The organism is Chitinivorax sp. B (assembly GCF_005503445.1).
Taxonomy (GTDB): domain Bacteria; phylum Pseudomonadota; class Gammaproteobacteria; order Burkholderiales; family SCOH01; genus Chitinivorax.
Genome location: NZ_SCOH01000014.1, coordinates 49057 through 75903, shown reverse-complemented (window position 1 = coordinate 75903; position 26847 = coordinate 49057). Strand labels below are relative to the sequence as shown.

Sequence of the window (26847 nt, the reverse complement as noted above, 5' to 3'; positions counted from 1 at the left end):
AGACATGGCGTACACGCTTTACAAAGTTTCATGTCGAGTGCATTATTTCTGAATTTTAACGGTTACTAATAAACAGACTGCTGCAACCATGGCCGTATCGCCTTCTACTACTCAATTATCCGGGCTCGCACGTGCGCTTGTTCAGCATAATCTGCTTCCACAGACTGATGCAGACAACCTACAGTCGCAGGCAAACACGGCAAGTATCTCTTTTATCCAGCAATTGTTACTCAGCAAGCGACTGACAGCCTACCAGATCGCCGAGTTTGCATCGCAGACTTTTGGGTTTCCTCTACTGGATCTGAATGTGATTGATCCGTCAACCATTCCAGGCAAAGCATTAGATCATAAGTTGATGGTAGGAAAGCGAATCCTGCCCTTGCATAAGCGCGGCAACAAGCTATTCGTCGCCATATCAGACCCCACCAATCTCCAAGCATTGGAAGAAGCCAAATTCCAAACCAGTCTGGTAGTGGATCCCATCGTCGTTGAAGACAACAAACTTGGCGTATACATTGAGAAAGCTGTCGAGGCCAGTGGCGTTAACTTGCAATCACTGGTAGATGACGACATTGCATTGGATATGGACACGACTGCAACTGCCGAAGAGCAGCCGGAAAGTGACACCAATGTCGATGTCGATGATGCGCCAGTCGTCAGATATGTACAAAAAGTCTTATTGGACGCCATCAATGCAGGGGCATCCGATATCCACTTTGAACCATATGAAAAGTTCTACCGTGTTCGCTATCGTGTAGATGGTATCTTAAAGGAAGTGGCGCAGCCACCTTTGGCATTAAAGGAAAAAATCGCAGCGCGGATCAAAGTTATCTCCAGTCTGGACATCTCGGAAAAACGGGTTCCACAAGATGGTCGGATGAAACTTAAATTATCCGGTACTCGCGCGATCGATTTTCGGGTCAGCACATTACCCACCCTGTTTGGCGAAAAAATCGTAATGCGTATCCTGGATCCGTCCAGTGCTACCTTAGGCATTGATGCGTTGGGCTATGAGCCAGAACAAAAATCTGCATTGATGAATGCGATCAAACGGCCATACGGCATGGTGTTGGTGACCGGCCCAACGGGGTCTGGTAAAACTGTTTCGCTATACACCTGCTTAAACATCCTGAATGAACCAGGCATTAATATTTCAACCGCAGAAGATCCCGCTGAAATTAACTTACCAGGGATCAACCAGGTCAACGTCAATGAAAAAGCAGGATTGACCTTTTCTGCCGCGCTCAAATCCTTTCTCCGTCAAGATCCGGACATCATTATGGTGGGTGAAATTCGAGACTTGGAGACAGCAGATATTGCCATTAAAGCGGCACAGACTGGCCATATGGTGTTCTCAACCTTACATACCAACGACGCTCCTACAACCCTGACCCGTATGATGAATATGGGTGTTGCACCGTTCAACATTGCCAGCTCCGTGATCTTGATCACAGCACAGCGATTGGCACGGCGACTATGCTCCAACTGCAAAAAGCCTACAGACCTACCCAGAGAGGCATTGTTGCAAGCAGGTTTCAATGAGGAAGAACTGGACGGCTCATGGAAACCCTATGGCCCCGTTGGTTGCGATACCTGCAAAGGGTCCGGTTATAAAGGACGGGTGGGTATTTACCAAGTCATGCCCATTTCAGAGGAAACACAGCGGATCATTCTTCAAAATGGCACAGCCATGGATATTGCGGATCAGGCGCGACGCGAGGGAGTCAAAGACCTCCGGCAATCTGGTTTGCTGAAAGTCAAGCAGGGCATGACTTCTCTGGAAGAAGTCGAGTCGGTAACCAACGAATAATCTGGGGATAATAAATGGCAGTGGCAACTCGACGACAGCCCAAGACCAAGCAATACATGTTTGCCTGGGAAGGGCAAGACAGAACGGGCAAGCGTGTCAAAGGTGAAATGAGCGCTGGTGGTGAAGCCCAGGTACAAGCAACATTGCGTCGCCAGGGCATTCGTGTAGCGCGAGTCAAACGACAGCGCAGCAGCATGGGCAAGAAAATCACCGAGAAGGATATCGCATTGTTCACTCGGCAGATGGCAACCATGATGAAATCAGGCGTGCCGCTGCTTCAATCGTTCGATATTGTGGCCAAAGGCCACAGCAACCCTTCAGTGACCCGATTACTGCTGGATATCAAGTCGGACGTAGAAACAGGGATGAGTTTGACTGCGGCTTTCCGTAAACGCCCCTTATATTTTGATAACTTGTTCTGCAACTTGGTTCAAGCAGGCGAACAAGCAGGTATCTTGGAAGCCTTGCTGGATCGACTGGCAACCTATAAGGAAAAAATCCTCGCAGTTAAAGCCAAGATCAAATCCGCAATGTTTTATCCAACAGCGGTTATCGTAGCTGCATTCGTTATCACTGCTGTGATCATGATTTTTGTAATCCCAGCATTCAAGGATTTGTTCTCAAGTTTTGGAGCAGATCTACCAGGCCCTACTCTATTGGTCATGGCCATGTCCGAGTTTTTTGTCGAATACTGGTGGGCCATCTTTGGCGGCATCTTTGGCGGCATCTTCGGCTTCATTGAAGCAAAGAAACGTTCCAAAGCACTGCAAGTTGCCATTGATAGATGGACGTTGAAAGCCCCTGTCTTTGGCGACATTATTCGGAAGGCAACCATTGCACGCTGGACCAGAACCTTATCCACCATGTTTGCCGCGGGCGTCCCACTTGTTGAAGCGCTTGATTCTGTAGGTGGTGCATCAGGTAACCAAGTGTATACCGATGCCACCAAGAAGATTCAAAATGAAGTCTCTACTGGTACAAGCCTCACAGTTGCAATGCAAAACGCAGATGTGTTCCCCAATATGGTTTTGCAGATGACCGCCATCGGTGAAGAATCTGGCGCTCTGGATTCCATGCTAAGCAAAGTAGCTGACTATTATGAAGAAGAAGTCGACAATGCCGTCGATGCCTTGTCCAGTTTGATGGAACCAATCATCATGGTTGTATTGGGTACCTTGATTGGCGGTATTGTGGTTGCGATGTATTTGCCAATCTTCAAGATGGGTCAAGCAGTTGGATAAAGATAAATAAATGAATGACTTGATCATATTATTAGCTACATCGCCCGCGGTTTTCGCGGGCGTTTGTTTGGTATTAGGCCTGCTGGTAGGCAGTTTTCTGAATGTAGTAATCCATCGACTTCCCATCATGATGGAACGTGAGTGGCAAGCAGAATGTGACTTTGCCCGTGGAGAGGAGCCCAAAACCTTACCACGCTATAATCTAGTTACCCCACGTTCCGCCTGTCCGCATTGTGGCCATCAGATTACGGCGTTCGAAAATATTCCAATTATCAGTTATGTATTAATCCTCCAAGGTAAATGCAAGGGATGTAAAGCCCCAATCAGTTTGAGATACCCGATGGTTGAGGCCATTACCGGTCTTATAACAGGCTACATTGGCCTGCGATTCGGCGTCAGTTGGCTTACTCTGGGGGCAATCCTTTTTAGCTGGTCATTAATTGCACTGACATTCATTGACTTTGATACCCGACTTTTACCAGATGACATCACCCTGCCGTTGCTTTGGCTCGGTTTGCTGTTCAATTTGAATGGCATGCTCGGTGTCCCACTTCGCGATGCCGTAATTGGCGCCATTGCAGGGTATTTGATCTTATGGAGCATATATTGGCTATTCAAGCTGATTCGCGGCAAAGAAGGCATGGGTTATGGTGATTTCAAACTACTTGCCGCATTGGGTGCCTGGCTTGGATGGGCTGCATTACCTCAGATTATCCTGATGTCCGCAGTTGCGGGTGTGATCGGCGGCATCGTTGCCAATCTACGCGCCCGTCGGGGGTTGGAAACACCATTCGCGTTTGGGCCCTACTTAGCAATGGCTGGATGGGCATCCATGTTATGGGGTTATGAAATCGCAGACATGATTGGAATCATGCGATGACTTATGTAGTTGCATTGACTGGAGGAATTGGTTCTGGCAAATCAACCGTCGCCAAACTATTTTGCTCGCTTGGCGCAGGCTTGATTGACACAGATGATATTGCACATCGCTTGACTCAGCCAAATGGTCAAGCCATTGAACCCATACGTACAACCTTTGGTTCACACTACATTGATCAACACGGCGCCATGGCAAGAGATGTGATGCGTCATCTGATTTTTGCAGATCCATCAGCCAAACAACGTCTGGAACAAATTCTTCACCCGTTGATCCATGAACAGGTGCTAATGATGCTCAAGCAAAGCCAGCATGCTTATACGCTGCTGGCTGTGCCGTTATTAGTTGAAACTGGTACCTATCTAAAAATTGCCAATCGGGTACTAGTCATCGATTGCGGAGAAGCAGTGCAAATTGCCCGAGTCATGACACGAAGTGGATTAAACGAATCTGAAGCCAGGGCAATTATGGCCAAGCAGGCACCACGCGAGACGCGCCTTGCCTTTGCGGACGATGTGATCAACAATAATGGCACGGCGGAAACGCTATACCCTCAAGTTGTGGCACTGGATAAGGTCTATAATGAGTTATCCAGTAAAATCAATTAGTAACTAACGAAACTTCGAGTGACATTTGTCAATTCCGTCTTTATCCCTCAGAATTGATGGATTATTTCGATCAACGGCAAATCCTGTGATCAGTTACGAGTTTCCATTGAACGAGCGTATCCGTACCATGCTGCGGCTGGAGGATCTGTTCGCACGCTTTGATCACTTTGCCAACAGGCAGGATTCACATGACCATCATGCGGCACTGATGGTGATGTTCGAGATCATGGAAGTCGCCAGTCGTGCAGACCTGAAATCAGATCTGATTCAAGAGCTTGAACGACAAAAGCATACACTCGAAGCGCTGCGTAACAACCCACAAATTGCCGAAGATGCGCTTGATCAGGTTCTCAATGACATCGAGCATGCATCCGCCAGATTATTGGAGATGGTAGGTCGTATTGGCCAGCATTTGCGTGACAATGAATGGTTGATGAGCATCAAGCAACGTACCTCCATCCCCGGTGGGGCCTGTGAGTTTGATCTGCCATCCTACTATTACTGGCAACGCAAACCCTTGGAAGCACGTCAAACAGATCTCCGAGAGTGGATTGGACCGCTAACCCCATTGCAAGATGGTTTCAGCATTGTGTTGCACCTGTTACGGGATAGCGGCAAGGCAATGCATTACATCGCCCGCAAAGGGGTATTTCAGCAAATGTCTGGCGGCAAAATTGTCCAACTGCTGAAGGTGTCACTGGACGAAAACTATGCGTGCGTGCCTGAACTTTCCGCCAACAAATACGCTATCAATGTACGCTTCACCCATCCGGTCACAGGTCAGGATAAACCGCGACAGTTCGATGGAGATGTTGAGTTCAATCTGACTTATTGCAATCTCTGAGCATTCGTACAAGCCCTAAACCCAAGCACCTTTACTCAGATAACATGCGATAATCCTGACCAATCATTATTGGAAACTGTTGTTGGCATCATGTCCGAAACTTCTATACCTCGCCAAGTTCCTTGCCCCAATTGCCGCACCTTGACGGCCTGGGTACTGGAAAATAAGTATCGTCCTTTTTGTTCGGAGCGGTGTCGTTTGATCGATCTGGGTCAGTGGGCAAACGAGCAATATCGTATCCCGTGTAAAGATGAAGTCGCTACGGATGGGAACAACCTTAACTAACCTCATTATCCAGCTTTTCACCCACAGCGAAGGCCGTGACATTAGCTAAGGTTGTACTGGCAATGTTATCCAATGCCTCCTGCGTCAAGAAACCCTGGTGAGAAGTCACGAGTACATTGGGGAAGGTCAGCAACCGCGCCAGTTGCAAGTTTGTCATCTGGGTAGAGATCATCCGCCAGCACACGACAACCGAAACCCTTGGCGATACCAATCGCCGCTTGTCCAATACGACCAGTTCCGATAATACCCAGCGTCTTGCCATATAGGTCGAACCCGACCAAACCATCCAGTGAAAAATTGCCATCCCGAACTCGGTTATAAGCACGATGAGTTTTACGGATTAACGACAAAAGCAGTGCAAAAGCGTGTTCAGCAACCGCATGTGGAGAATAGGCGGGAACGCGGACCACACACAAACCCAATCGACACGCCTCGGGTACGTCGATCGCGTTGTAGCCTGCTGCACGCAATGCGATCAGCCTGACACCCAGCTGTTTCAGTTGGGCCAATGTTGCTGCATCCAACTTGTCATTTACAAATGGACAAACAACTTCATAACCCGCTGCCAAGCCCACCGTTTGCATTGTCAGCCTAGCCTCAAAGAACTGAAGCTCATGTCCGTAGAGTACGTTGGCTCGGGTTAATGCATCCCGATCATAGGTATGGGTGTCGAAAACAGCAATTCGCATGTTGGCTCCAACGTCGATGGATAGACCACCACCAATTCAAGTTAAAGAGAAGTGACAGCGTGATGGGAACTCACACATCAATGTCATGTGAGATTAACTCGATATTGGGCAACATTTGTTGATACTGATCAGAAGAAGGTCAAGCCTGTTGGGCAATCATCATTGACTGGTAAAAGGTACACGCACTTGGCGATCATCAAGATTCAATATCATGTACCAGTCACGACGCCCCTGTACGCAGATTGGCAACATGACATCGGCTATCCAAGTATCACCAGAAGAAGAAATGAAACGATATCGGCTCGGCCCCATTTCCATACCTTGCATCACAAATTCGGCAGAAACCTGTTTTGCACCAACTGATGTGATAGTTAGTTTGAATGGTCGGATGGCGGTAATAGCCCCATTAGCTTTGGCGTGTATCATACGGTCAGATAGTAGAAACTGACACCCAGCGGCCAAGTCTGGACAAACCGCCGTGACAATAGTTGGTTTCTCTGGACAACCAACCAGCACGAACAACAGACTTGCCCTCATACTCAGCCACAAAAAACGGACCAATTTTTGGGCGTGAATACCGACGCTAGCACGCCACTTAGCAAACCATTGCCAAATCATCACCAAACCTGTCGTTGCATCGCAATACCGTGGGCGCCGTGTTCAGCTGCAACAGTTTGGTCACTGGGCTGCATACCACCCAGTGCATAGAGCGGAAAAGACCATCCGACTTGATGCAGTGCCTGAAAGCCAGCCCAGCCCAAGGTCGACCCACCTGGATGCGATTTCGTCGGTAACACAGATCCCAGCAAGGCGTAATCGACACCCAATTGCTTGGCATGTTGCAGGTCCGTCAAACAATGGCAAGATGCACCCACCCATACCATGGCTGGCCGTTCCTGCAATGCCATTAACGCCGCGGTCGATAGGTGCACACCATCCGCTCCACACGCTTTAGCCTGTTCAGTCGTGCCATTGACCATCACTTTTGCACCTCGTGCATGAGCACGCGTCACAACACTACGGGCAAATATCAGCCAATCGGCTCCTTCCAACTGTTTTTCGCGAATCTGTATTAACCTCAGGCCACCGGCCAATGCCTGATCAAGACGTTGCAACTGAACATCTACCCCAAGTTCAGCAACGTTGGTAATGGCATAACATTGAGGCAACGATAGCGCCCGGAAGATGGGCGTGTTGGCTGGCAATACAGGATCAACCGTCAATAGCCCAGGCTGCTGCCAAGCAAACTGTTGGCCTTCCTTCGGATGCGGCTCACCTAACCATTGGTCAACCAAAAAGAAATTCAATCTGACCGTGGCATGAGGGTAAGTAAATACTTGGGTCAACCAAGGCGTAGCATGTTTTACGTCAATGCCCAACTCTTCCTGTAATTCGCGAACCAACGCCGCATATCGAGTTTCATCGCGCTCTACCTTGCCACCAGGAAATTCCCAGTAACCAGCATAAACCTTACCTTCTGGCCGGCTAGCCAGAAAATACGATCCGTCTGGTCGCAACAATACACCAGCGACCACATCCACAATCTGATCAACCATGCAAACCTGCCCAATCCCGTGCAAATTGCCATGCTACCCGCCCGCTACGCATGCCACGAGACAACGCCCACTGTAATGCGGCACGGGTAATCTCCTCTTGGTCAACTTCTGTAACGTCAAAATGACGCAACCAATGCTGCACCGCTTGCAGATACTGAGTCTGATCAAACGGATAAAACGATACCCATAACCCGAAGCGTTCTGACAGCGAGACCTTTTCCTCTACCGCTTCAGCAGGGTGAATTTCCTCACCAACATACTTGGTTTGGGCGTTCTCATGAAAATATTCAGGTAACAGATGGCGCCGATTGGAAGTGGCATAGATCAATACATTATCAGCCGCTTGCGCTACTGAGCCGTCCAGTGCAGATTTGAGCGCTTTATATCCAGCTTCACCTTCGTCAAACGATAGGTCATCACAGAAAATGATGAAGCGCTCCGGACGACCAATAACCTGCTCGACAATATCAGGCAAATGAATCAGATCTACCTTATCAACCTCAATCAACCGCAACCCCTGGCTGGCAAAAGCATTCAATACGGCCTTTACAAGTGATGACTTACCGGTACCACGTGCACCGGTCAGTAGTACATTGTTAGCCGGCCGGCCCGCCACAAATTGCTGAGTGTTCTGTACTATCCGTACTTTTTGCGGCTCAATGTTGTGCAGATCATCCAGATTGATCTGATGGGGGTGCAACACCGCATACAAATACCCTCGGCCATGTCGGCTACGCCATAAAAAAGCTGGCGCTTGCCAATCGACGGCAGGTGGAGTCGGCGGCAATAACCCTTCCAGGCGCGACACCAATTGCTCGGCACGCGCCATAAGCTGCTGTAGTTCTATCATAATCAAGTGCGGTAGTCCGCGTTGATACGGACGTAATCGTAGGAAAAATCGCAGGTCCACACAGTGGTGTCCGCGGTGCCACGATTCAATTGCACACGAATGGTAATCTCCGACTGTTTCATCACACGCTGACCATCTTCCTCACGATAATCTGGATTACGCCCACCCTGTTTCGCCACCCAAACATCGTCTAGATACAAATCAATCTTGCTGACATCCAGATCGCCAATCCCGGCATAGCCAATAGCAGCGAGAATACGCCCCAGATTGGGGTCCGAAGCAAAAAATGCTGTTTTTACCAGAGGTGAATGAGCAATGGCGTAGGCTACGGCACCGCACTCCACATCATCACGTCCACCCTCAACCTGAACTGAAATGAACTTGGTCGCCCCTTCGCCATCGCGCACAATCGCTTGGGCAAGGTACTGGGATACATCAGTCACTGCATCGCGCAGGGCTGCAAACTCCGGACTATGTGTATCTCCAAAACCTGGCACATTCACCTTGCCTGATGCCATCAGAATGAAGGAGTCATTGGTCGAAGTATCACCGTCAATGGTGATTCGGTTGAACGACCGGTCGGCCGCATACCGTACCAACTCTTGTAACACAGCCTGCGGCACCGCGGCATCTGTGCCAACAAAACCCAGCATAGTCGCCATGTTTGGGCGAATCATGCCAGCACCCTTTGAAATTCCGCTGATTGTGACAATCTGCCCACCAATCTCAACCTGACGGGATACTGCCTTGGGTTGCGTATCCGTAGTCATGATTGCTTCAGCAGCATTCATCCAGTTGTTTTCCTTCAGATCCGTCTTGGCAGCAGGTAAGCCTGCAAAAATCTTCTCAACGGGTAATGATTCCAGAATTACACCCGTCGAAAACGGCAAGATCTGCGTTGACTTCAAGCCCAACTGGCTAGCCACGGCTTCGCAGACTGCTCGTGCATCCAACAGCCCTTTTTCACCAGTCCCCGCGTTTGCATTGCCGGTGTTCACCACCAATGCACGAATATCGCCATGACTTAAATGATCCTTCGAAACCAGTACCGGTGCGGCACAAAAGCGGTTCTGTGTGAACACGCCCGCTACCGTTGAACCGGCGCTCAAACGAAACAACAGTACATCCTTGCGATTGGGCTTCTTGATACCAGCACAGCTGTAACCGAGTTCGATACCCGGGACAGGAAACAATTGAGCGGGATCAATGGCGGGCAGGTTGACGGGCATGGCAAATCCTTATGTCGATACAGGCTGCAGAAATGATGCGGCATTTTACCGCAGAAATGAGATGTGTCCGTGCAACTGACGCATCAGTTACCCACCTCAGTCATAGTAGGATGGCAAGACTTATAACAACATCACCTGACGGCCACTAAGCAATTTGCGCAATGGCTGTGGAATACCCGCCGCCAATACGGCCTCCCGCTCAAACCACTGCCATGGTCCCGCACTTCTTGGACCTTGACCGCTGACTTCGCACTGCACTGGCGAAATGGTCAAGCGAAAATGGGTAAACACATGCTCAAATTCGGGTAAACAGGTTGTCGAATCCAATTCCAAATCGTGATCTTCGCACCATGCTCCTGCGGCAAGGCTGGCTTCTACCTCTGGCAGACACCATAGGCCTCCCCAAATCCCGCTATCCGGGCGTTTTTGTAGCAATAGTTCATTCTCACGCCAGAGCAGCAACATGGTGGTATGTCGTATTGGCACTGCCTTACGTGGCTTAGGTGTTGGCAAACTTGTCGTACGGCCCGTGTGCAAAGCCACGCAATCAGTTGCAACCGGACAAGCGTTGCAGTTAGGTTTACTGCGGGTACAAACTAGACTACCCAAGTCCATCTGTGCCTGGGTATAGGCAGCAATTCCTGAAGTTGGCACCAGCTTGTCAGCAAGGTCCCATAAGCGGGTTTCTATTTTTTTCTCGCCTGGAAAGCCCTCAATACCAAGCCACCTTGTCAGTACCCGTTTAACGTTACCATCCAGAATTGGCCTGGACTGATTGAAGGAAAAGGCACAAATAGCAGCTGCGGTTGATCTGCCAATACCCGGCAAAGCCTGCACCTGATCAATATCCTGCGGAAACAAGCCCCCATGCTGCTCGACAATCACCTTTGCAGCACGATGCAAATTTCGGGCCCGGGTGTAGTAGCCTAGCCCACTCCATGCAGCCATTACCTCATCAGCGGGCGCGTCCGCCAATGCCTGAATGGTCGGAAAGCGAGCCAGAAAAGCCTCGTAATAAGGAATGACCGTGGCGACCTGTGTCTGCTGCAACATGATTTCAGACAACCAGACTCGATAAGGATCATTGGTTTGCCAAGGCAAATCATGGCGACCATAGGCCTGCTGCCAGGCGATCAGACGCCGGGCGAACGTCTCAAACTCGGGTTTCAAGGCAAATTCCATCAAGTAATACGTTAGAACAATGACAGCAGGGCATCCACAGTAAGCAACTCCGCTATCTTGATATGGCGCAACATGTACCCTGGCAGGGTCTCTATTATAAAAGGTTCGCAACTATATGCGCCGTTTCGGTGCATATATCGCTAGCTTGCAACTATCATAGTCTCGGACACATTAGCAAAAGCCAATTCAATGCTATAAGATTATTTCAATAATACAGTTGCAAACCAGTGACTTTATTCGCCATTATGCAAGTTTCCCCACAATGACTCGTTCCGTTCAGGTGGTGCATAATATGATCCGAACCGCACATCGTGCGTTGCTGCTCACAGTCTGTTTTGCCTTTTCTTCTGCCGCATCCTATGCAGCTGACGATGCAGTTATCGTTGGCCAGTCCGTTGCATTGACCGGGCCACTTGCCGAAAGTGGCAAGGAATTGTCTGCTGGCATGAAAGCCTACTTTGATTCAATTAATGCCAAAGGAGGTGTCAACGGCAAAAAAATCACGCTAGTCGTCAAAGATGACGCCAGCCTGCCCGCCAAAACACTACAAAATACGCAAAGTTTCATTACCGACAATGTCGATGTCTTGGCGGGTTATACCGGCACACCCAATGTAGCGTTACTTATCCGTACAAAGAAGCTGAAAGATGCAGAGCTGCCATTGGTAGGCGCACTGACAGGGGCAGACAGCCTGCGCGCACCGTTTGGCACTGAAGAGAAAGCTGCTGGCCAAGGTAACTACAAACTTGAAGGTGATGCTTTTCAGGAAGGCTACATCCCACAGTTGTTCCACATCCGTGCCGGGTATGGTGACGAAGCACGCAAGATCGTCAAACAAGCGGTCAGCCTGGGCATGCAGAAAATTGGCGTACTGTATTCTGATGACGCGTTTGGCAAATCAGGTATGGCAGCGGTAACGGCGGCATTGCGTGAGCACAATCTGGAGTTGGCCTCAAAAGGTATTTACAACATCAAGACTGGCGATGTGAAAGAGTCGGTCAAAACCATCAATCAAGCCAAGCCTCAAGCAGTGGTCATCATTGCGACCGGTGAAGCAGCTCAGTCCTTTGTTCAACAGTACCGTGACATCGATCCCGGTGCCCAGCTATTTGCGTTATCTGCCGTTGGCTATAAATCGCTCGTCAAGGCTGTGGGTGCCAAGGCTCAAGGTGTAGGGATTTCGCAGGTTGTACCGATGCCATGGAACTCGTTGACCCCAGTTTCAAAAGAACACCAGAAGGTGATGAAGGAATTTGCGCCAAATGTATCACTGACTTATTCCACCATGGAAGGCCATATTGTCGCCAAGGTAATCACCGAAGCGATAAAACGTGGCGGAATCAATCGTGCCAAAATGCGTGAAGCACTGGAAGGATTGAAGAGTCTGGATGTTGGCGGGTATGTGGTCAATTTCTCAGATCAGGAACGCCGTGGTTCAAAGTTTGTCGATATCACCGTCATTGGCAAGGATGGCGAACTGATGCGTTGACCTGGGTTTCAATGATAAGTGGCGGGCTGCTCAGGTAGCCCGTTCTTATTTCTGAGAGGATGCTTTCACTTTGCTTTCTTGCGCCATTTTTTCCAACAATGGGCGCACATCCACTTGGTATTTTGGTGAACTGAGTGCTCCGGAAATAGTGACCGGAATGACTGTAATAGGTTTGCCGTCCTTGGCATGCTTGGCTGCCGCAGCTAACTGTGCCGAAAGCTGATAATCAATCACGTCTTTTGCCAAATCGAGCGCACCGTTACCACTCACGGCCAACATTGGCGCCACCAACCGCAAATCGTCATTGCTGGCCACACCTTTATCCAGTTTGAATGTAGCGTGTAGAGTATTGAACATGGTTCTGGCATCTGCTGGTGTACGTTCGATACCGCCAGGATTACCGACCAAGCGACCCAAGTTGATGCCACGTAACGCCCCCTGCTCCAGCTTCAGTGATACTTTGCCACTCAAGCTTTTGCGAACGGCATTCAGTGAATTGCCGTTGGCTGTCAGCCGTACTTCAGCCTCGCCTCTGCCCTCCAGTCGTTCCAGCCCGATCAGATCCTGCAGCAACGGACGCATGTTCAAACCAACCAGGCGCTGGTGTAGTTCGTAACTTGGCACTGCTGACAAGGTCACTCGACCACTGCCACTCAGGGTCCCCTGGTAAATGCTGGCGGCAAACGGCTCAATTTCCAGCACACCATTTTCACTCTTGATCCCCATCAGTACTTGGCCACAATTCAATGCCCCCAGCACCAGCTCGCCAACTCGTAGTTCTGCCTTACCTGTCCAATCACGAAACAGAGACAAATCGACCTGGGCATCCAGAGCAGAACCCATTTCGCCGGGCTTGTGGTCTGCTTTGATCGGCGCCAATACCAAGCGGTTCATATCCAGCTTTGCAATATCAGCGGTTAAATCATACATCGGTGCCGAGAAATCCCGCATTGCCAAACGCACATTGGCAGGCCCCCCATCATATTGGCCAGCAAGCTCGGTTTGCACCAGTTGCTCTGGCCAATCCAACAATGCGTGACCTGTTGCATCCAACTGCGAAAAAGGCTGTTTCTCCCCCTCACGGACCAACGCCACCTGCAGCTTGGCCTCCGGTAGTGAAAAACGACTGAAACCCGCACCAACCCTGACCGGCCCCGCCAGTTCTGCGTTGACACCGTAATGTGCATGCTTGGCCACAAACTGCACCACGCTATCGGCACTCAATCCGCCGGATTCGGCAGAAAGGTTACGCCATTTAATATCGACGGCCCCACTGTCAGACTGCTGCTTCAGTGCCCCTTTCAACGACAGCTCTGGTGCCCTGAAGCGACCAGCTTCCCATTGCGCGGTCGGCATCCGGCCATTGGCCGTCAACGACATGCCACCCGCCTTAGCATCAAATGCCACACGCGCACCATCCAGCGCGGCAACACCGCTGGTGTAACGTAAACTACCTTGTACTGATAGCCCAATACGGGCTCCTTCAGCACTGCCCGACCAGCGTAACTGCAAATTTGGCAAAGCCAGTTCCTGCAAGTGCGGATTCAACCGCATACCACCAGACAAGGCTACACGGCCGGAAAAACCTGGGTGCAACAAGTCACCTTCCAACCGAAGCTGCATCGGGTGAGCCGGCACGTCCCGATCTCCGTTGAGCTGTGCATAGCGCAAGGCCCAACGAACCTGTCCCGAGCTATCATACCAACGCAATTGGGACTGTTTGGCACCCAAGGAATCCAGCGTCCAGTCGATTGCCGACGCAGGACGAATCTGCAATAAATCGTCAAAATTGTTGCTGCCATCCGGCATTCGTCGCAGATTGACATGCAAACCCTCCAACGCGACACCGCTGACACTGATTCGGCCGTGCAATAGCGGCCACAAACGGACAGCAACCCTGGCCTTTTCAACACTGACGAATTCTGCTTCGCCATCTCGTTCTGACAATGTCACTCGCTCCGTTTCGACACCTAACGGGAACAATCGCATTACCATCGGGCCACCTATATGCAGTTCACGATGCGTGGATTCACGCACTCGCTCAGCCAAATCAGGAGCAAAACGACTCAGGTCGGCGACACGCGGCCATGCCCAACTCCCCACCGCCAGCAGGCCCACGGTAGCGATTGACAGATAAATGAGGGGACGGGCTTTCAAACGCACGGCGAGATATTTGCCGCCAGCGACCCAGTTGGCCGGCCGGACAAAATTGTAGGGATAGACAGCATTCTAGCGAATTACAAAGAAAAAGCCGTACCCTTTGCAAGGTACGGCTTGAGTCAGATCAAATATCAAACCTGTTGAATACCGGCGACCAACCACTTGGCAGTATTGCCTTCCACTGGTTTGATGAAGTGCCAGAGCTCTTCAAACGGTTCAGGCATGCTGTGTAAAGACTCGCTCACGCGACCATGGAAACGGACGGTTGCAATATGCTGGCCATTTTCAGTGGTGGATTCGATCACCTCGGCATCCAGTGTCGGGAATTCCGCCACATCCTTGTTGGTGACCACATCCAGCTTGATGGACTCGTACAGATCCGGTGTCAGATACTTGCGCAACTCCTCCACACTTTCCGGTGAGTTCAGCGTTTGCAGGTGCATGAAGGATGCTCGCGCCTGGCGCAGGAAAGCGGGTACCTCAGTGCCATCGCTCAAACGGCCAGACACAGCCGCCTGACTTGCAGCCGGTGCCACGCCACCACCAATTCGGAATACCTTGTCACCACCAGTCCCACCCGCCGTCGCAGGAGTAAACGGTTGGCGTGCAGCCCCGGCCATAGCAGGGGAACCAGCCTTGCGCCGAAACAACATGAAACCAACCACCGTCAAGCCACCTAACAACAAGGCCATGCCCCATGGGAAGCCAGTAGGTGCAGCGGTACTTTCACCTGGTAACTTGGTCTGTGCAGGCAATTGCACCGGCTGGGTTGTTGCTGCATTCGGACCGGGCAATGCTGAAGGTGCAGCCGCTTGTTGTGCCGCATTTGCTGGCTGATCATCTTTCATTGCTTCACTAATGACATAGCCAGCAGCAGCACCAGCTACCGCCCCAGCAGCTACACCGCCCCACCCGGGACCACTCTTCGCGGCCTGTGCTGCCGGTAGAGGCTGCCCGATAGGGCGCTGTGGCAACGCCTGTGGCTGCGGTACAACGGTACTGGGAGCTGGGCGAGCTGTAGTGCTCCGACTCATCCCTTTGCTTTTACCACCACCCAACCTGCCAGCCTCAGCAAAAGGTGCGGCCAGTACAGCTGCCGTAGCGAGGGACATAACGAGCAGGTTCATCTTCGGTTTCATTTACGTGTGCTCCTTGCACATGAAAAGTTGCATTTCAGACAGTAAGTGTGGACAAATGGTTCCAATTTCAAGCGTGCTTGCATTGGATTGTAAATCCACTACTCTGAAATCAAGGGGTTAGTACTTTACAACAATCAGAAAAATATCTGATATGACCTGTATTGAGGGATTTATCGGTCACAGACCTTAGATGTGCAGCCTAAACGGTATACAAGGTTAAAACGATTGATTTCCGCTGAAGCCCCGATTACTACCCATTTTAGAGGAATGCATCATGACCCGCGAATGGCGACATGTATTGCCAGACCCCGACCATCCACCACCAGACCGGCGAATCGGCGAACGCCGCAGCCCATGGCCAACAGTGATTTATAGCAAACACGAACGCCGCCGCCACTCTGATCGCCGGAAGATACCGCGCTGAACATGTTGTCAGTGCGGCTGACAACCGTGGCGCCAATGTCTGGGAAACCGACTTGCATCTGTCCCTGATCAAGTCGGGTCAGCGTCGTTACTTTTCGATGAATACTTAGAGGCAGGGTCAATACGCTCCAGTGCTACTACGACCGCACTACCCTCAACAATTCGCCATTTCACGTCAAACTCATACAATCGGACGCCAAACTGTCTGTTCTGATCAATGTCACCGAAGTAAGCTGGGCGAGGATCGTAGCGCAACATCTGCTCAATCAGGGATTGCAGATTGGGGTATCGTCGACTGGCATATTGAACTTGCTTGGCAGCAGATTCTGTGAACTGGATTGGCATGGCGACATCCGGTACATCTGGTGCAAAACCACCCACCGCCTCCGGCAGCACATCTGCATAAGGCAGATAGGGCTTGATATCATAAACAGGTGTGCCATCCAGCAAGTCACCTCCCCCTAGCTCCAGCACCACACCCTGCGTTGTATCCAGTTTCAGTAAACGAACCACAGACAACCCCAACGGATTGGGGCGAAACGTGGAGCGTGTCGCAAACACACCCAAACGCTTGTTACCACCCAGCCTTGGTGGCCTCACGGTTGGCTTCCAGCCTTGCTCAACAGTGCCATGAAATCCGAAAATCAACCACACGTGTGAGAACCCTTCCAACCCGCGTACTGCTTCATCCCGGTCAAATGGCGGTACCAAACGTAAACTGGCACGTGCCGCTTCAACCAGGCCCGGCTGGCGTGGAATACCAAACTTCTCTTTGTAACAGCTTTCGATGAAGCCAATAGGGGTCAGAGTAAATTGCATGTGATCACGTTCGGATAACTGAAGAGGCAGTATTGCCAGCAGACCAACATTGTCACATGAATGACGGCTCAAGCGCATATACCTTGATGCGCCCAAGCCCAAAGAAAGTCATTGAATCATTACCCACCCTTGCCAATGAGGGCAGGATTGTTCATCAAATAGCCGCGGCCAGACGTGAACCCTGATTGATCGCACGCTTGGCATCCAGCTCGGCCGCTACATCGGCACCACCAATCAGGTGAACAGGCTTGCCTGCGGCTTCAATCGTGTTTTTCAGCTCGCGCAATGGCTCTTGCCCAGCACAGATCACCACATTGTCGACCGGCAAAACTTGGTATTTCCCGCCAATGGTGACATGCAAGCCTTCGTCATCGATCTTCTCATAAGACACACCCGGCACCATCTCCACCTGCTTGTTTTTCAGCGAAGTACGGTGAATCCAGCCAGTGGTCTTACCCAAGCCGTCACCAACCTTGCTGGTTTTGCGTTGTAACAGGAATACTTTACGCGGGCTGGACTCAATATGGGGACGCTTCAAGCCCCCACGATTCAGAATGGTGTTGTCAATGCCCCACTCATCAAGGTACTTGTTGACATCCAAACTTGGGCTGACACCCTCATGGGTCAGGTACTCCGATACGTCAAAACCGATTCCACCCGCGCCAATGACAGCCACCGTCTTACCAACCGGTTTCTTGTCGCGCAGTACATCAATGTAGTTCAGTACTTTGACATGGTCTGCACCTGGCAAATCCAGCTTACGCGGCGAAATACCCGTCGCCAGAATGATTTCGTCAAACCCGCCATCCAATAACTGCTGCGCGGTAACACGGGTATTGAGTTTGACTTCGACTCCGGTCAGCTCCAATTGGCGCTTGAAGTAACGGATGGTTTCGTAGAACTCTTCCTTGCCAGGGATCTGCTTGGCAATATTGAACTGACCGCCAATTTCACCCAACGATTCATACAAGGTGACCTCATGCCCACGCTGGGCCGCCACTGTGGCAAAACTCAGGCCAGCAGGGCCAGCGCCGACAACAGCCAACTTTTTCTTATTGGCAGTTGGATGATAGTTGAGCTCGGTCTCATGACATGCACGCGGATTGACCAGACAACTGGTCATCTTCGCGACAAAAATATGATCCAGACAGGCCTGATTACAGCCAATACAGGTATTGATTTCGTCGGCCTTGCCCGCCGCTGCTTTTTCAACAAAGAATGCATCGGCCAGGAACGGACGTGCCATCGATACCATGTCGGCATTGCCATCGGCCAGTACTTGCTCTGCTACTTCAGGCGTATTGATGCGGTTGGTGGTAATCAACGGAATCGACACATGGCCGCGCAATTTCTTGGTTACCCAGGCAAAACCGGCACGTGGCACCATCGTGGCGATGGTCGGGATACGCGCTTCATGCCAACCGATACCGGTGTTGATCAAGGTAGCGCCTGCTTTTTCAATTTCCTTGGCTAGCTGGACGACCTCATCCAGATTCGACCCTTCATCTACCAGATCCAGCATCGATAATCGATAGATGATAATGAAATTAGGGCCAACGCGTTCGCGTGTACGACGGACAATCTCGATCGCAAATCGGATGCGGTTTTCGTAACTACCTCCCCACTGATCGGTACGCTTATTGGTTTTGGCGGCGATGAACTGGTTGATCAGATAACCTTCCGATCCCATGATTTCCACCCCGTCATAGCCAGCGGACTGCGCCAGCCAGGCACAGTGAGCATAGTCATTGATGGTTTGTTCAACTTGCTCGCCAGTCAGCTCAACTGGCGGGAACGGATTGATCGGTGCCTGTAGTGCGCTTGGTGCTACCGGATTAAGCTGGTAAGAGTAACGGCCTGTATGCAGGATTTGCAGTGCAATCTTGCCGCCTTCACGATGCACTGCATCAGTTACGACACGGTGATGCGAGGCCTCTTCCTCTGTCGATAATTTGGACCCACCTGCCATGCCCAAGCCTTGTTCATTCGGGGCAATGCCACCCGTCACAATCAGGCCCACACCACCACGTGCGCGTTCGGCATAGAACGCGGCCATACGCTCATAGCCATTTGGCGCTTCTTCCAGCCCAGTGTGCATCGAGCCCATCAGGGTCCGGTTACGCAGCATAGTAAAGCCCAGATCAAGCGGGGCGAGCAGGTTTGGGTAGTGGGACATGGGGTCTCCTTGAATTAGTGGATGAATACGAGGGCATCACATCATCAAAAATGTACTTACTAGTTAGTAAGTTGTCAATCACTCTGCACCGAGATTTCATGTGCGTTTTGAATTCAGATATCGATATCACACAAGCCTGTGGTACCCAGCCATGACGATACCTTAAACAACTTGCTTACATAGGTTCAAAGTCAGCCATCTAATCCAATAAAATCAACTCAATAAAAGCCACCCAATATCGATCATCCGAGTGTGCAGATCTGTTTGTGCAATGCGGAAATTTGTGACGAAATACCGCCCAATGAAACAGCAGTGCGCTTGAGATCGGGTGGAAATATGGCCCAGACAAGGGTTTAGAATGATCGGTGCAACTTTGGCAATCAACTGGCTACTGGTTAGCCCGTCTGTTGAGGTTCAAAGTAAAGTACAGAGATATATCAATTCACTTGTGAAATTGGCATATCGTCAGATTCAGGCGACACCGTGGATGATTCGCAGAATGCATCACCCACCTGGGTCGCCCTGGCATGCGCGGTCTACCATCAATAGCGGGAGCTACCGTACCAATACATAAGTTCCAGGTGCATCCACCAGTTTCTTGAAAGTTCGATTGCCCATCGCGGGTGGCTTCACCAGTTCTCCGGAATGAGGTTTGAGCCACGTCGTCCAATGTTCCCACCAACTACCAACCGTTCTGGACTGCCGCTGTTTCCAATCATCTGCAGTATCCCCTTCCAGCGGCTCGCCTGACCAGTAGCTACGCTTAGGTGGATTCACCGGCGGATTGACGATGCCAAGAATATGACCTGACGTAGATAAGGTATACACTTTGGGCCCACTGACTAATCCCATCAGCGTGAACGTCTGGCGCCATGGGGCAATGTGATCCTCTTCTGCCCCGACTGAGTACAGCGGCACTTTGATGGTGCGCAAGTCGATTTGCTCACCTGCAATGGTCAATGCATTTGGCTGAATCAATTTATTGTGCAGGTAGAACTCTCGCAGATAGTACTTGTGCATGTTACCTGGCATACGTGTGGTGTCGACATTCCAGTACAAGACATCGAATGCAGGCGGTGTTTCGCCATACAGATAGTTGTGTACCCAATAATGCCAGATCAGGCTGTTTGAACGCAGCATCCGGAAACTCATGGCCATTTCCTTACCATCCAGAAAACCTTTCTGGTCGATGGTACGTTCGATGGCTTGCAGGCCCGATTCATCAATGAACACTTCCACATCGCCCGGCCGGGCAAAATCAGTCAGTGTGGTAAACAAGGTCCAGCTTTGTACCGGCATGTCCTCCACCTTGGCATGACGCTTGGCCAGCCACGCCATATAAATGGCCAGCCCAGTTCCCCCCAGGCAATAACCTACTGCATTGACTTTGTCTGACTTGGTAACGGTACGTGCCACGTCCACAATTTGGCCGATACCATCGACGATATAGTCATCAAAGCTGGCCTCCGCCATATCGGCACCAGGGTTGCACCAGCTGGTGATGAACACCGTAAACCCCTGATCGACAAAATGCTTGACCAAGCTTTTCTTACTGTTCAAATCCAGGATGTAGTACTTGTTGATCCACGGCGCAATAATGACCAATGGTACTGCATGTACCTTGTCGGTCGTCGGAGTGTATTGAATGACTTCCAGCACCCGATTGCGGAAAACCACGGCGCCAGGTGTCGTCGCCAAATTGCTCCCCACCTGGAACGGCCGTTTGTCCGTCATGGAAATATCACCCTCGCGCATATCTTGAACAAAATTGTTCAAGCCGCGAATCAGGCTTTCGCCTTTGGTCTCGACAAATTTGCGCATCGCGACCGGATTGGTGAAGAAGAAATTGGTCGGCGCCACTGCATTCAACCACTTACGAATCCAGAATGCCCCGCGGCGACGCTCTGACTCAGGTAAACCCGGCGTCTGATAAAGGGCATCCTGCAACCAGTGGGTACACATCAGATACCATTCCTTGGAAATATCCCAGAATGGCAGGTCTTCCCAAACCGGTTCGGACCATCGAGCGTCGTCAGGCTTCACATCGATCACATCCGGCGCCTGCAATCCAGTGGCACGCACCATATGGTGTGACTGTACGCGCGCCAGATCCCCCATAAAACGCCACCAAGCTGCCGTCAACTCTTTGGGATGTGCCAGCCAGGCTTGCTGAGCACGAACAATTGTGGTGGATACCCCAAATGGATCAACCACCTCACCAAGGCGATGCTGAAGCGACATCAGCCGATCACAGCTGGACGGATCAAGTGGACCACAGGCGGGATTAAAATCTCTGGCAGTCATAAAAAGCTCCTGAACATCGCATTGGGCGCGGTAGATAGTCTACGGGCGCAAATACGCACGGTACTTTCACCAATTATCAGCATAGTTTGCGCAACGCAACATCGCCAATTTGGAACGTTACGCCAAGCAATTTGTCAGCGACGCCAGAAGGCCGGATTGAACAGTATCAACAAAGTAAAGACTTCCAGCCGCCCCAGCAGCATGGCCAACGTACAAATCCACACCTGAATATCATGCAGGCTTTCATAATTGAATGCGGGTCCCACCTGTCCCAAACCTGGCCCCGCATTGTTGATACAGGCAATAATTGCGCTAAACGACGACACAAAATCCATCCCGCTGGCTGTCAGCATGAACGTCAATGTGGCGATGCTCATGAAATAGACAAAGATGAAACCCAATACAGCGGACACCACGCTGTTTGGGATGACCATTGGGCCAATCTTGACGGGCTGTACCACTGATGGGTGCAATAGTGACAACATTTCACGTGAAGCTTGGCGAGCCAGAATCAGCGTACGGATCATTTTGATGCCACCACCCGTTGAGCCTGAATTAGCGCAGATACAGGATAGAAACAACATCCACAGCGGCACAAATGGCGGCCAGCGATCGTAATCCATACTGACAAAACCGCAGTCAGTAGCAATCGACACCAAGTTGAAGGCCACGTGCCGCAACGCATTTGATAGATACTGGTATGGCCCAAAGTAACGCAGGTACAAAGCCAAACCCAAGACGCTGACAATAATCAGTACCAGCATGGTCATCGCTTCGTAATCACACCAATAAGCGATCAACCGTTTCTCGCGCCAAGCGACGAAATGGGTGGCAAAATTCATTGCTGCCAGTAGCATGAAGACAATCAAAATGCCTTCGATCAGTGGTGAATTGAAGAAACCAATGCTGCTATCATGGGTCGACAATCCCCCGAGGCTCAATGCGGCGAATGCATGGCAAATTGCATCCAGCCAGGACATACCCGCCAGCTTCAAGGCAATGAAGCAGGCCAAAGTCAATGCCGCATAGATCAACCACAAATTCTTAGCTGTCTCGGTAATGCGGGGAGTAAGCTTTGAATCTTTGATCGGCCCAGGAGTTTCGGCCTTGTAAAGTTGCATCCCCCCCACCCCCAGCAACGGCAATATGGCCACCGCCAGGACGATGATGCCCATGCCTCCGACCCAATTCAGGAAATGGCGCCAAAAGTTGATCGACGCAGGAAGATGATCCAACCCGGACAGAACGGTCGCCCCCGTGGTGGTCAGCCCTGACATGGTCTCGAAATACGCATCAGTGAAGCTGAGATTGTCGATCGCCAACATCAGTGGCACCGTTGCCACGGCGGCAAAACCTGTCCATAACAGCACCACCAGCACAAAGCCGTCGCGTGGTTTCAATTCTCTGACGTAACGCCGTGTACTACCCCATAAACTAGATCCAATCAGCAGGACCACACCCATTGCAATCCAAAAATCCTTGGCCTGTCCGTCACCAGCCACGTAGGAGACGATCAACGGAAACACGAACAACATGCCAAACAGCACCATCAGCTTACCTAGCACATTCGCAATCGGGAGAATCTTGTGCATGGTGGTTTACAGGAATCCAAGTTTGACCTGAAACAACTTCTCCACCTTCGGAATCATGCGCCGGTTGTCGACAAACAGAATCACTCGATCACCATCAGCAATGACCGTTTCACCATGTGCCATGATGACCTGTTCACCACGTACCAACGCACCTATTACACAGCCAGCAGGTAAATCGACATCAGCAATACGCCGTCCACTCAGATGAGAAGTATCGCGGTCCCCGTGCGCCACCGCTTCAATGACTTCCGCCAAACCATGACGCAAACTATGCACCCCTACCACATCACCACGTCGCAATGTAGCCAAAAGCGGCCCGATCATTCGTTGTGCGGGAGATATGGCAATATCGATGCGGCTACCTTGTGCAACGTCCACATAGGCTGCTCGATTGATCAATGAAATGGTCTTGCGAGCCCCCATCCGCTTGGCCAACATGGCAGACATCAGGTTATCTTCGTCATCGTTGGTCAGGGCTAGAAATACATCGGTTTCATCAATGTTTTCGGTATCCAACAGCTTTTCGTCAGTCGCGTCCCCCTGAAACACCAAGGTTTGGTGCAGGTGCTCCGCCAGCCAACTGGCTCGATTGACGTTGTGTTCGATGATTTTCACATTGCAATCACGTTCTCGTTGCCGGGCCAAGCGGTAGCCAATATTGCCACCACCCGCGATGATGACGCGTTTGACCTTGCGGTGATGGCCGCACCACTCTCGTAACACCTTTTCCAGATTTTCTGTCGAGGCCATAAAGAAGACCTCATCCCCTTCCTGTACCTTGGTATCCCCACTGGGGAAAATCGGTCGCTCTCCTCGATAGATGACGGCCACACGACAATCGATTTCCCCCAGATGCTGGCGAATATCTTTCAGCTTCTTGCCCACCATCATGCCGTCAAATCGAACCTTCACAGCCAGCAATCTCAACTTTCCACCTGCCAGATCAATCACCTGCAAGGCTTCCGGGTAATCCAACAACAAATCCAGATAGTCCGTCACAATTTCTTCGGGACAAATCACCCGATGCACACCAAAGTGTTCTCTCAGAAAATCCTCACCATATCGCGCAAAACCACTGGAACGTACTCTAGCGATCCGGGTTGTGGTCTGATACAACACGCGACAAAGCTGGCATACCACCAGATTCATCTCATCATTGGGCGTTAACGCCAATAGTAGGTCTGCATCCGCTGCAGATGCCTGTTCCAACACAGCCGGGTTGGCAGCACTACCTACAATCGTCCGCAGGTCAAAACGACTTTGCAGATGTTTCAGGCAGGCTTCATCATGGTCAATGACCGTGATGTCATTATCTTCTCTGACCAGGTATTCCGCTGCTGATGCGCCTACCCTACCGCCGCCCACTATCAGAATTTTCAAATGGCTTCCCTCTGTAACAAGTTATTGTGTTATAGGCGTAACGCCATACAAAATGCAGCCTGCTGACCAAGTGCCTGGGCTTGATACTTCATAGCCGCAAGATCAACTCAAGCATTTTCTGGTGCAAACAAGCGATGAACCTATGCAAATACCAGCTTGCTCACGCGTAAGCGGGCAAGGCAATGTCCGTCAGATATTCGAAAATTGCGATATTGCACGATAGGCCTGGCAGTAAACCTCACGTAACTTGCCAGATCGCTGGCCAAGAAATACCAAGCATGAGTTAAACAGGCGGGCCATATCGGGCTTATCCGACATTGAAAATCCGTACTGTAACCCACGTATAGAACAAGCAATTTAGATGGCAGACTCAAGTGAAACTGCAAAAATGAATCAAGGAGGCTGGAGCCAAGATAGAACAAACACGATAAACGTGATCCAACTCAGTGTTGGGGTGGCAGGTATTTGTCTTTACCCCACCGCCGTTTTTTGGGCTCGCGTCGTTTACGACGCGGCCAATCACAACCACAATCGCAACAGTCCAGCACATCGCAAAAACGGCCCAGCCCATTGCCGCCAGGGCTGTCACAAGGTAAATCGCAACCGGGATCGCAATCACCCCGTTGTTGTACCAGTCGGCGCCGATGAATCGGCCCATAATGAGCATGTGCCAATGCGCAGCAGTGCATGCGCTCTTGCAGTATTCCCAAGCCCATCCATACCCCATAACGCCGAATGGCACGGTAGCCAAGCACCGAGCAACTGGCATATCCGGTATGAATCCGATAGGCGCAGGAAAAGCCTTTATAGGGAGAAATGAAACGCTGGTAGCAACGGATCAGCAACAGCACAATCTGGCGCATGTGAATTCACTGTCAGAACAGCGACAAGCTATTCATTCTCATGAAAAATCATACTATGCATCTTCTGCAACACGCTTTGAAAAGCGGATACCCAGTTGCTTTAGCTTGCGGTAGAGATGGGTGCGCTCCAGTCCAACCTTCTCTGCCACCCGGCTCATATTGCCGTTTTCCAGCTTGATGTGGTGTTCGAAGTAATGACGTTCGAAAATATCACGCGCTTCTCGAAGTGGTAGATCCAACGCTTCGCCACAACCCAGTGTTTGCTGCATGGCATAGGGAGCCAGCAGACGATTCACCTCGTTCACACCAATCTCATCACTAATCGAGGTCATGGCCAGGGTTGCAACCAGATTGCGCAACTGTTCCAGATTCCCAGGCCAATCGTGATTACGCAGCGCATTCAAGGCTGCCACGCTGAAACGGCGCGTGGGAACCTTCTTCTCCTCCACCAAGCGGTCAAGGATTTGATGTGCAAGATCCGGTACGTCCTCACGATGTGCCTTCAATGATGGCACCGGGATTTGCAAGACACTGATAGCCGCGAACAGACCAGGATCGAAATTGCGATCTTGCGTCAGTTCTACCAACGGACGACAAGTGGCACAAACCAGACGGATATTGAACTTTTCAAGTTTGGCCAATACCTGCAACAGGCCCTGTTGCGCCCGGGCGCCCAAACGCCCCACCTCACGCAGGAACAAAACCCCATTGTTGGCCTGTTGCAACAAGTCTGCAGGCGCATCCAGTGCCCGTTCGATCTGCTCGGGAGCAACAAAAGGCGTATTGGAATGATGGAGGAAGCGTGCACAGCTTTCGAACCCGACACCAGGCTCGCCCAGCAACAGAATCGGCGTCTTCAACGGCTGGACAAGATCCAATTGGCGTTTCAACTCTTGGACGGCATTGCCCTTCCCCAAGCTGGCCAGTGATAATTCACTGCCAGTATGGCCCACTCCAGTCTTGATGGCGCGACTGACCGTAGTCAGCAGTTTTTGCAGACCAATAGGCTTTTCCAGATAGTCGATTGCACCAATACGGGTTGCTTCAACAGCAGTTTCAATTGTGCCATGGCCGGACATCATCACAACCGGCATGGTCAACTGGCCATTGTTTGCCCATTCTTTCAATAGGCTGACGCCATCGCAGTCCGGCATCCAGATATCCAACAGCACCAAATCGGGCCGCGTCTGGTTGCGCCATAGTCTTGCTTGTTCTGCGTTCTCCGCGAGTTTGATGTCATATCCCTCATCCTGCAGGATTTCTGACAGCAATTCACGAATACCGATTTCGTCATCGACGATCAGGATATGCTTACCTGGCATGTGCCCACT

The 26847-nt window shown here is 50.9% G+C and carries 22 protein-coding genes and 1 pseudogene; 7 read left to right on the top strand and 16 right to left on the bottom strand.

Features of this window, described 5'->3' with window-relative positions:
- The first annotated feature begins 88 nt into the window (after positions 1-88).
- The 6 genes from pilB (at position 89) to FFS57_RS10650 (ending at position 5665) form a co-directional block, all read left to right on the top strand.
- Positions 89-1810 carry a type IV-A pilus assembly ATPase PilB gene (gene pilB, locus FFS57_RS10675; protein ID WP_137937778.1) on the top strand — a complete coding sequence of 574 codons (1722 nt, stop codon included), beginning with the start codon at positions 89-91 and terminating at the stop codon, positions 1808-1810.
- 14 nt (positions 1811-1824) lie between these two features.
- A complete protein-coding gene (locus tag FFS57_RS10670) occupies positions 1825-3051 on the top strand; it encodes a type II secretion system F family protein (protein WP_137937777.1) in 1227 nt (408 codons plus the stop codon).
- Between the two features lie 10 nt (positions 3052-3061).
- A complete protein-coding gene (locus FFS57_RS10665) occupies positions 3062-3931 on the top strand; it encodes a prepilin peptidase (protein WP_137937776.1) in 870 nt (289 codons plus the stop codon).
- Complete coding sequence (gene coaE / locus FFS57_RS10660) at positions 3928-4536, top strand: dephospho-CoA kinase (protein WP_137937775.1); 609 nt, start codon at positions 3928-3930, stop codon at positions 4534-4536. The genes FFS57_RS10665 and coaE overlap by 4 nt, the downstream gene beginning before the upstream one ends.
- An 85-nt stretch (positions 4537-4621) precedes the next feature.
- Positions 4622-5380 carry a cell division protein ZapD gene (gene zapD, locus FFS57_RS10655; protein WP_137937774.1) on the top strand — a complete coding sequence of 253 codons (759 nt, stop codon included), beginning with the start codon at positions 4622-4624 and terminating at the stop codon, positions 5378-5380.
- A 90-nt stretch (positions 5381-5470) separates the two neighbouring features.
- Positions 5471-5665, top strand: coding sequence for a DNA gyrase inhibitor YacG (locus FFS57_RS10650; protein ID WP_171013830.1), 195 nt, complete (start codon positions 5471-5473; stop codon positions 5663-5665).
- Here FFS57_RS10650 and FFS57_RS10645 read toward each other — a convergent pair.
- The 6 genes and pseudogenes from FFS57_RS10645 to mutY all read right to left on the bottom strand — a co-directional run bounded on the left by FFS57_RS10645 (position 5658) and on the right by mutY (position 11171).
- A pseudogene (locus FFS57_RS10645) lies at positions 5658-6354 on the bottom strand (NAD(P)-dependent oxidoreductase). The gene FFS57_RS10650 and the pseudogene FFS57_RS10645 sit on opposite strands and share 8 nt — an antisense overlap.
- Before the next feature lie 159 nt (positions 6355-6513).
- A complete protein-coding gene (locus FFS57_RS10640) occupies positions 6514-6972 on the bottom strand; it encodes a hypothetical protein (RefSeq protein WP_137937773.1) in 459 nt (152 codons plus the stop codon).
- A complete protein-coding gene (locus FFS57_RS10635) occupies positions 6972-7910 on the bottom strand; it encodes a Nudix family hydrolase (RefSeq protein WP_137937772.1) in 939 nt (312 codons plus the stop codon). Before FFS57_RS10635 ends, FFS57_RS10640 begins: the two co-directional genes overlap by 1 nt.
- On the bottom strand, positions 7903-8760 hold the full coding sequence (locus FFS57_RS10630) for an ATP-binding protein (RefSeq protein WP_137937771.1): 858 nt from the start codon (positions 8758-8760) through the stop codon (positions 7903-7905). The genes FFS57_RS10635 and FFS57_RS10630 overlap by 8 nt, the downstream gene beginning before the upstream one ends.
- Before the next feature lie 2 nt (positions 8761-8762).
- Positions 8763-9989 carry a bifunctional glutamate N-acetyltransferase/amino-acid acetyltransferase ArgJ gene (gene argJ / locus FFS57_RS10625; RefSeq protein ID WP_137937770.1) on the bottom strand — a complete coding sequence of 409 codons (1227 nt, stop codon included), beginning with the start codon at positions 9987-9989 and terminating at the stop codon, positions 8763-8765.
- Positions 9990-10109: 120 nt separating this feature from the next.
- Positions 10110-11171 carry an A/G-specific adenine glycosylase gene (mutY, locus tag FFS57_RS10620; protein WP_137937769.1) on the bottom strand — a complete coding sequence of 354 codons (1062 nt, stop codon included), beginning with the start codon at positions 11169-11171 and terminating at the stop codon, positions 10110-10112.
- 292 nt (positions 11172-11463) lie between these two features.
- On the opposite strand from mutY, the gene FFS57_RS10615 reads away from it, so the two are divergent.
- Complete coding sequence (locus tag FFS57_RS10615) at positions 11464-12660, top strand: ABC transporter substrate-binding protein (RefSeq protein ID WP_171013828.1); 1197 nt, start codon at positions 11464-11466, stop codon at positions 12658-12660.
- A 45-nt stretch (positions 12661-12705) separates the two neighbouring features.
- Here FFS57_RS10615 and FFS57_RS10610 read toward each other — a convergent pair whose 3' ends face one another.
- The 10 genes from FFS57_RS10610 to FFS57_RS10565 all read right to left on the bottom strand — a co-directional run bounded on the left by FFS57_RS10610 (position 12706) and on the right by FFS57_RS10565 (position 26838).
- Complete coding sequence (locus tag FFS57_RS10610; RefSeq protein ID WP_137937767.1) at positions 12706-14823, bottom strand: AsmA family protein; 2118 nt, start codon at positions 14821-14823, stop codon at positions 12706-12708.
- A 128-nt stretch (positions 14824-14951) separates the two neighbouring features.
- Entirely contained in the window at positions 14952-15959 is a 1008-nt protein-coding gene (locus tag FFS57_RS10605; protein WP_137937766.1) for a Tim44 domain-containing protein, read from the bottom strand.
- A gap of 272 nt (positions 15960-16231) precedes the next feature.
- Positions 16232-16441, bottom strand: a complete 210-nt coding sequence (locus FFS57_RS10600) for a hypothetical protein (RefSeq protein ID WP_137937765.1) — start codon at positions 16439-16441, stop codon at positions 16232-16234.
- 10 nt (positions 16442-16451) lie between these two features.
- A complete protein-coding gene (gene tsaA / locus FFS57_RS10595; protein WP_137937764.1) occupies positions 16452-17201 on the bottom strand; it encodes a tRNA (N6-threonylcarbamoyladenosine(37)-N6)-methyltransferase TrmO in 750 nt (249 codons plus the stop codon).
- Positions 17202-17355: 154 nt separating this feature from the next.
- Positions 17356-19377, bottom strand: a complete 2022-nt coding sequence (locus FFS57_RS10590) for an NADPH-dependent 2,4-dienoyl-CoA reductase (protein ID WP_137937763.1) — start codon at positions 19375-19377, stop codon at positions 17356-17358.
- Between the two features lie 555 nt (positions 19378-19932).
- Positions 19933-21681 carry a PHA/PHB synthase family protein gene (locus FFS57_RS10585; RefSeq protein WP_249383969.1) on the bottom strand — a complete coding sequence of 583 codons (1749 nt, stop codon included), beginning with the start codon at positions 21679-21681 and terminating at the stop codon, positions 19933-19935.
- A 134-nt stretch (positions 21682-21815) separates the two neighbouring features.
- Complete coding sequence (locus tag FFS57_RS10580; protein ID WP_171013825.1) at positions 21816-23273, bottom strand: TrkH family potassium uptake protein; 1458 nt, start codon at positions 23271-23273, stop codon at positions 21816-21818.
- Between the two features lie 6 nt (positions 23274-23279).
- On the bottom strand, positions 23280-24653 hold the full coding sequence (gene trkA, locus FFS57_RS10575) for a Trk system potassium transporter TrkA (RefSeq protein WP_137937762.1): 1374 nt from the start codon (positions 24651-24653) through the stop codon (positions 23280-23282).
- A gap of 443 nt (positions 24654-25096) precedes the next feature.
- Complete coding sequence (gene yidD, locus FFS57_RS10570; RefSeq protein ID WP_137937761.1) at positions 25097-25516, bottom strand: membrane protein insertion efficiency factor YidD; 420 nt, start codon at positions 25514-25516, stop codon at positions 25097-25099.
- Positions 25517-25569: 53 nt separating this feature from the next.
- On the bottom strand, positions 25570-26838 hold the full coding sequence (locus FFS57_RS10565; protein WP_137937760.1) for a sigma-54-dependent transcriptional regulator: 1269 nt from the start codon (positions 26836-26838) through the stop codon (positions 25570-25572).
- Between the last annotated feature and the right edge of the window lie 9 nt (positions 26839-26847).

Excerpts from the sequence above, each read along its gene's own strand:
- coaE (WP_137937775.1), top strand. The coding sequence starts at position 3,928 with ATGACTTATGTAGTTGCATTGACTGGAGGAATTGGTTCTGGCAAATCA.
- FFS57_RS10635 (WP_137937772.1), bottom strand. The coding sequence starts at position 7,910 with ATGGTTGATCAGATTGTGGATGTGGTCGCTGGTGTATTGTTGCGACCA.
- mutY (WP_137937769.1), bottom strand. The coding sequence starts at position 11,171 with ATGGAATTTGCCTTGAAACCCGAGTTTGAGACGTTCGCCCGGCGTCTG.
- FFS57_RS10590 (WP_137937763.1), bottom strand. The coding sequence starts at position 19,377 with ATGTCCCACTACCCAAACCTGCTCGCCCCGCTTGATCTGGGCTTTACT.
- FFS57_RS10600 (WP_137937765.1), bottom strand. The coding sequence starts at position 16,441 with ATGCAAGTCGGTTTCCCAGACATTGGCGCCACGGTTGTCAGCCGCACT.
- FFS57_RS10640 (WP_137937773.1), bottom strand. The coding sequence starts at position 6,972 with ATGATTTGGCAATGGTTTGCTAAGTGGCGTGCTAGCGTCGGTATTCAC.
- FFS57_RS10665 (WP_137937776.1), top strand. The coding sequence starts at position 3,062 with ATGAATGACTTGATCATATTATTAGCTACATCGCCCGCGGTTTTCGCG.
- FFS57_RS10615 (WP_171013828.1), top strand. The coding sequence starts at position 11,464 with ATGATCCGAACCGCACATCGTGCGTTGCTGCTCACAGTCTGTTTTGCC.
- FFS57_RS10585 (WP_249383969.1), bottom strand. The coding sequence starts at position 21,681 with ATGACTGCCAGAGATTTTAATCCCGCCTGTGGTCCACTTGATCCGTCC.
- FFS57_RS10580 (WP_171013825.1), bottom strand. The coding sequence starts at position 23,273 with ATGCACAAGATTCTCCCGATTGCGAATGTGCTAGGTAAGCTGATGGTG.
- FFS57_RS10670 (WP_137937777.1), top strand. The coding sequence starts at position 1,825 with ATGGCAGTGGCAACTCGACGACAGCCCAAGACCAAGCAATACATGTTT.
- pilB (WP_137937778.1), top strand. The coding sequence starts at position 89 with ATGGCCGTATCGCCTTCTACTACTCAATTATCCGGGCTCGCACGTGCG.
- FFS57_RS10650 (WP_171013830.1), top strand. The coding sequence starts at position 5,471 with ATGTCCGAAACTTCTATACCTCGCCAAGTTCCTTGCCCCAATTGCCGC.
- tsaA (WP_137937764.1), bottom strand. The coding sequence starts at position 17,201 with ATGCAATTTACTCTGACCCCTATTGGCTTCATCGAAAGCTGTTACAAA.
- FFS57_RS10565 (WP_137937760.1), bottom strand. The coding sequence starts at position 26,838 with ATGCCAGGTAAGCATATCCTGATCGTCGATGACGAAATCGGTATTCGT.
- FFS57_RS10630 (WP_137937771.1), bottom strand. The coding sequence starts at position 8,760 with ATGATAGAACTACAGCAGCTTATGGCGCGTGCCGAGCAATTGGTGTCG.
- yidD (WP_137937761.1), bottom strand. The coding sequence starts at position 25,516 with ATGCGCCAGATTGTGCTGTTGCTGATCCGTTGCTACCAGCGTTTCATT.
- argJ (WP_137937770.1), bottom strand. The coding sequence starts at position 9,989 with ATGCCCGTCAACCTGCCCGCCATTGATCCCGCTCAATTGTTTCCTGTC.
- FFS57_RS10605 (WP_137937766.1), bottom strand. The coding sequence starts at position 15,959 with ATGAAACCGAAGATGAACCTGCTCGTTATGTCCCTCGCTACGGCAGCT.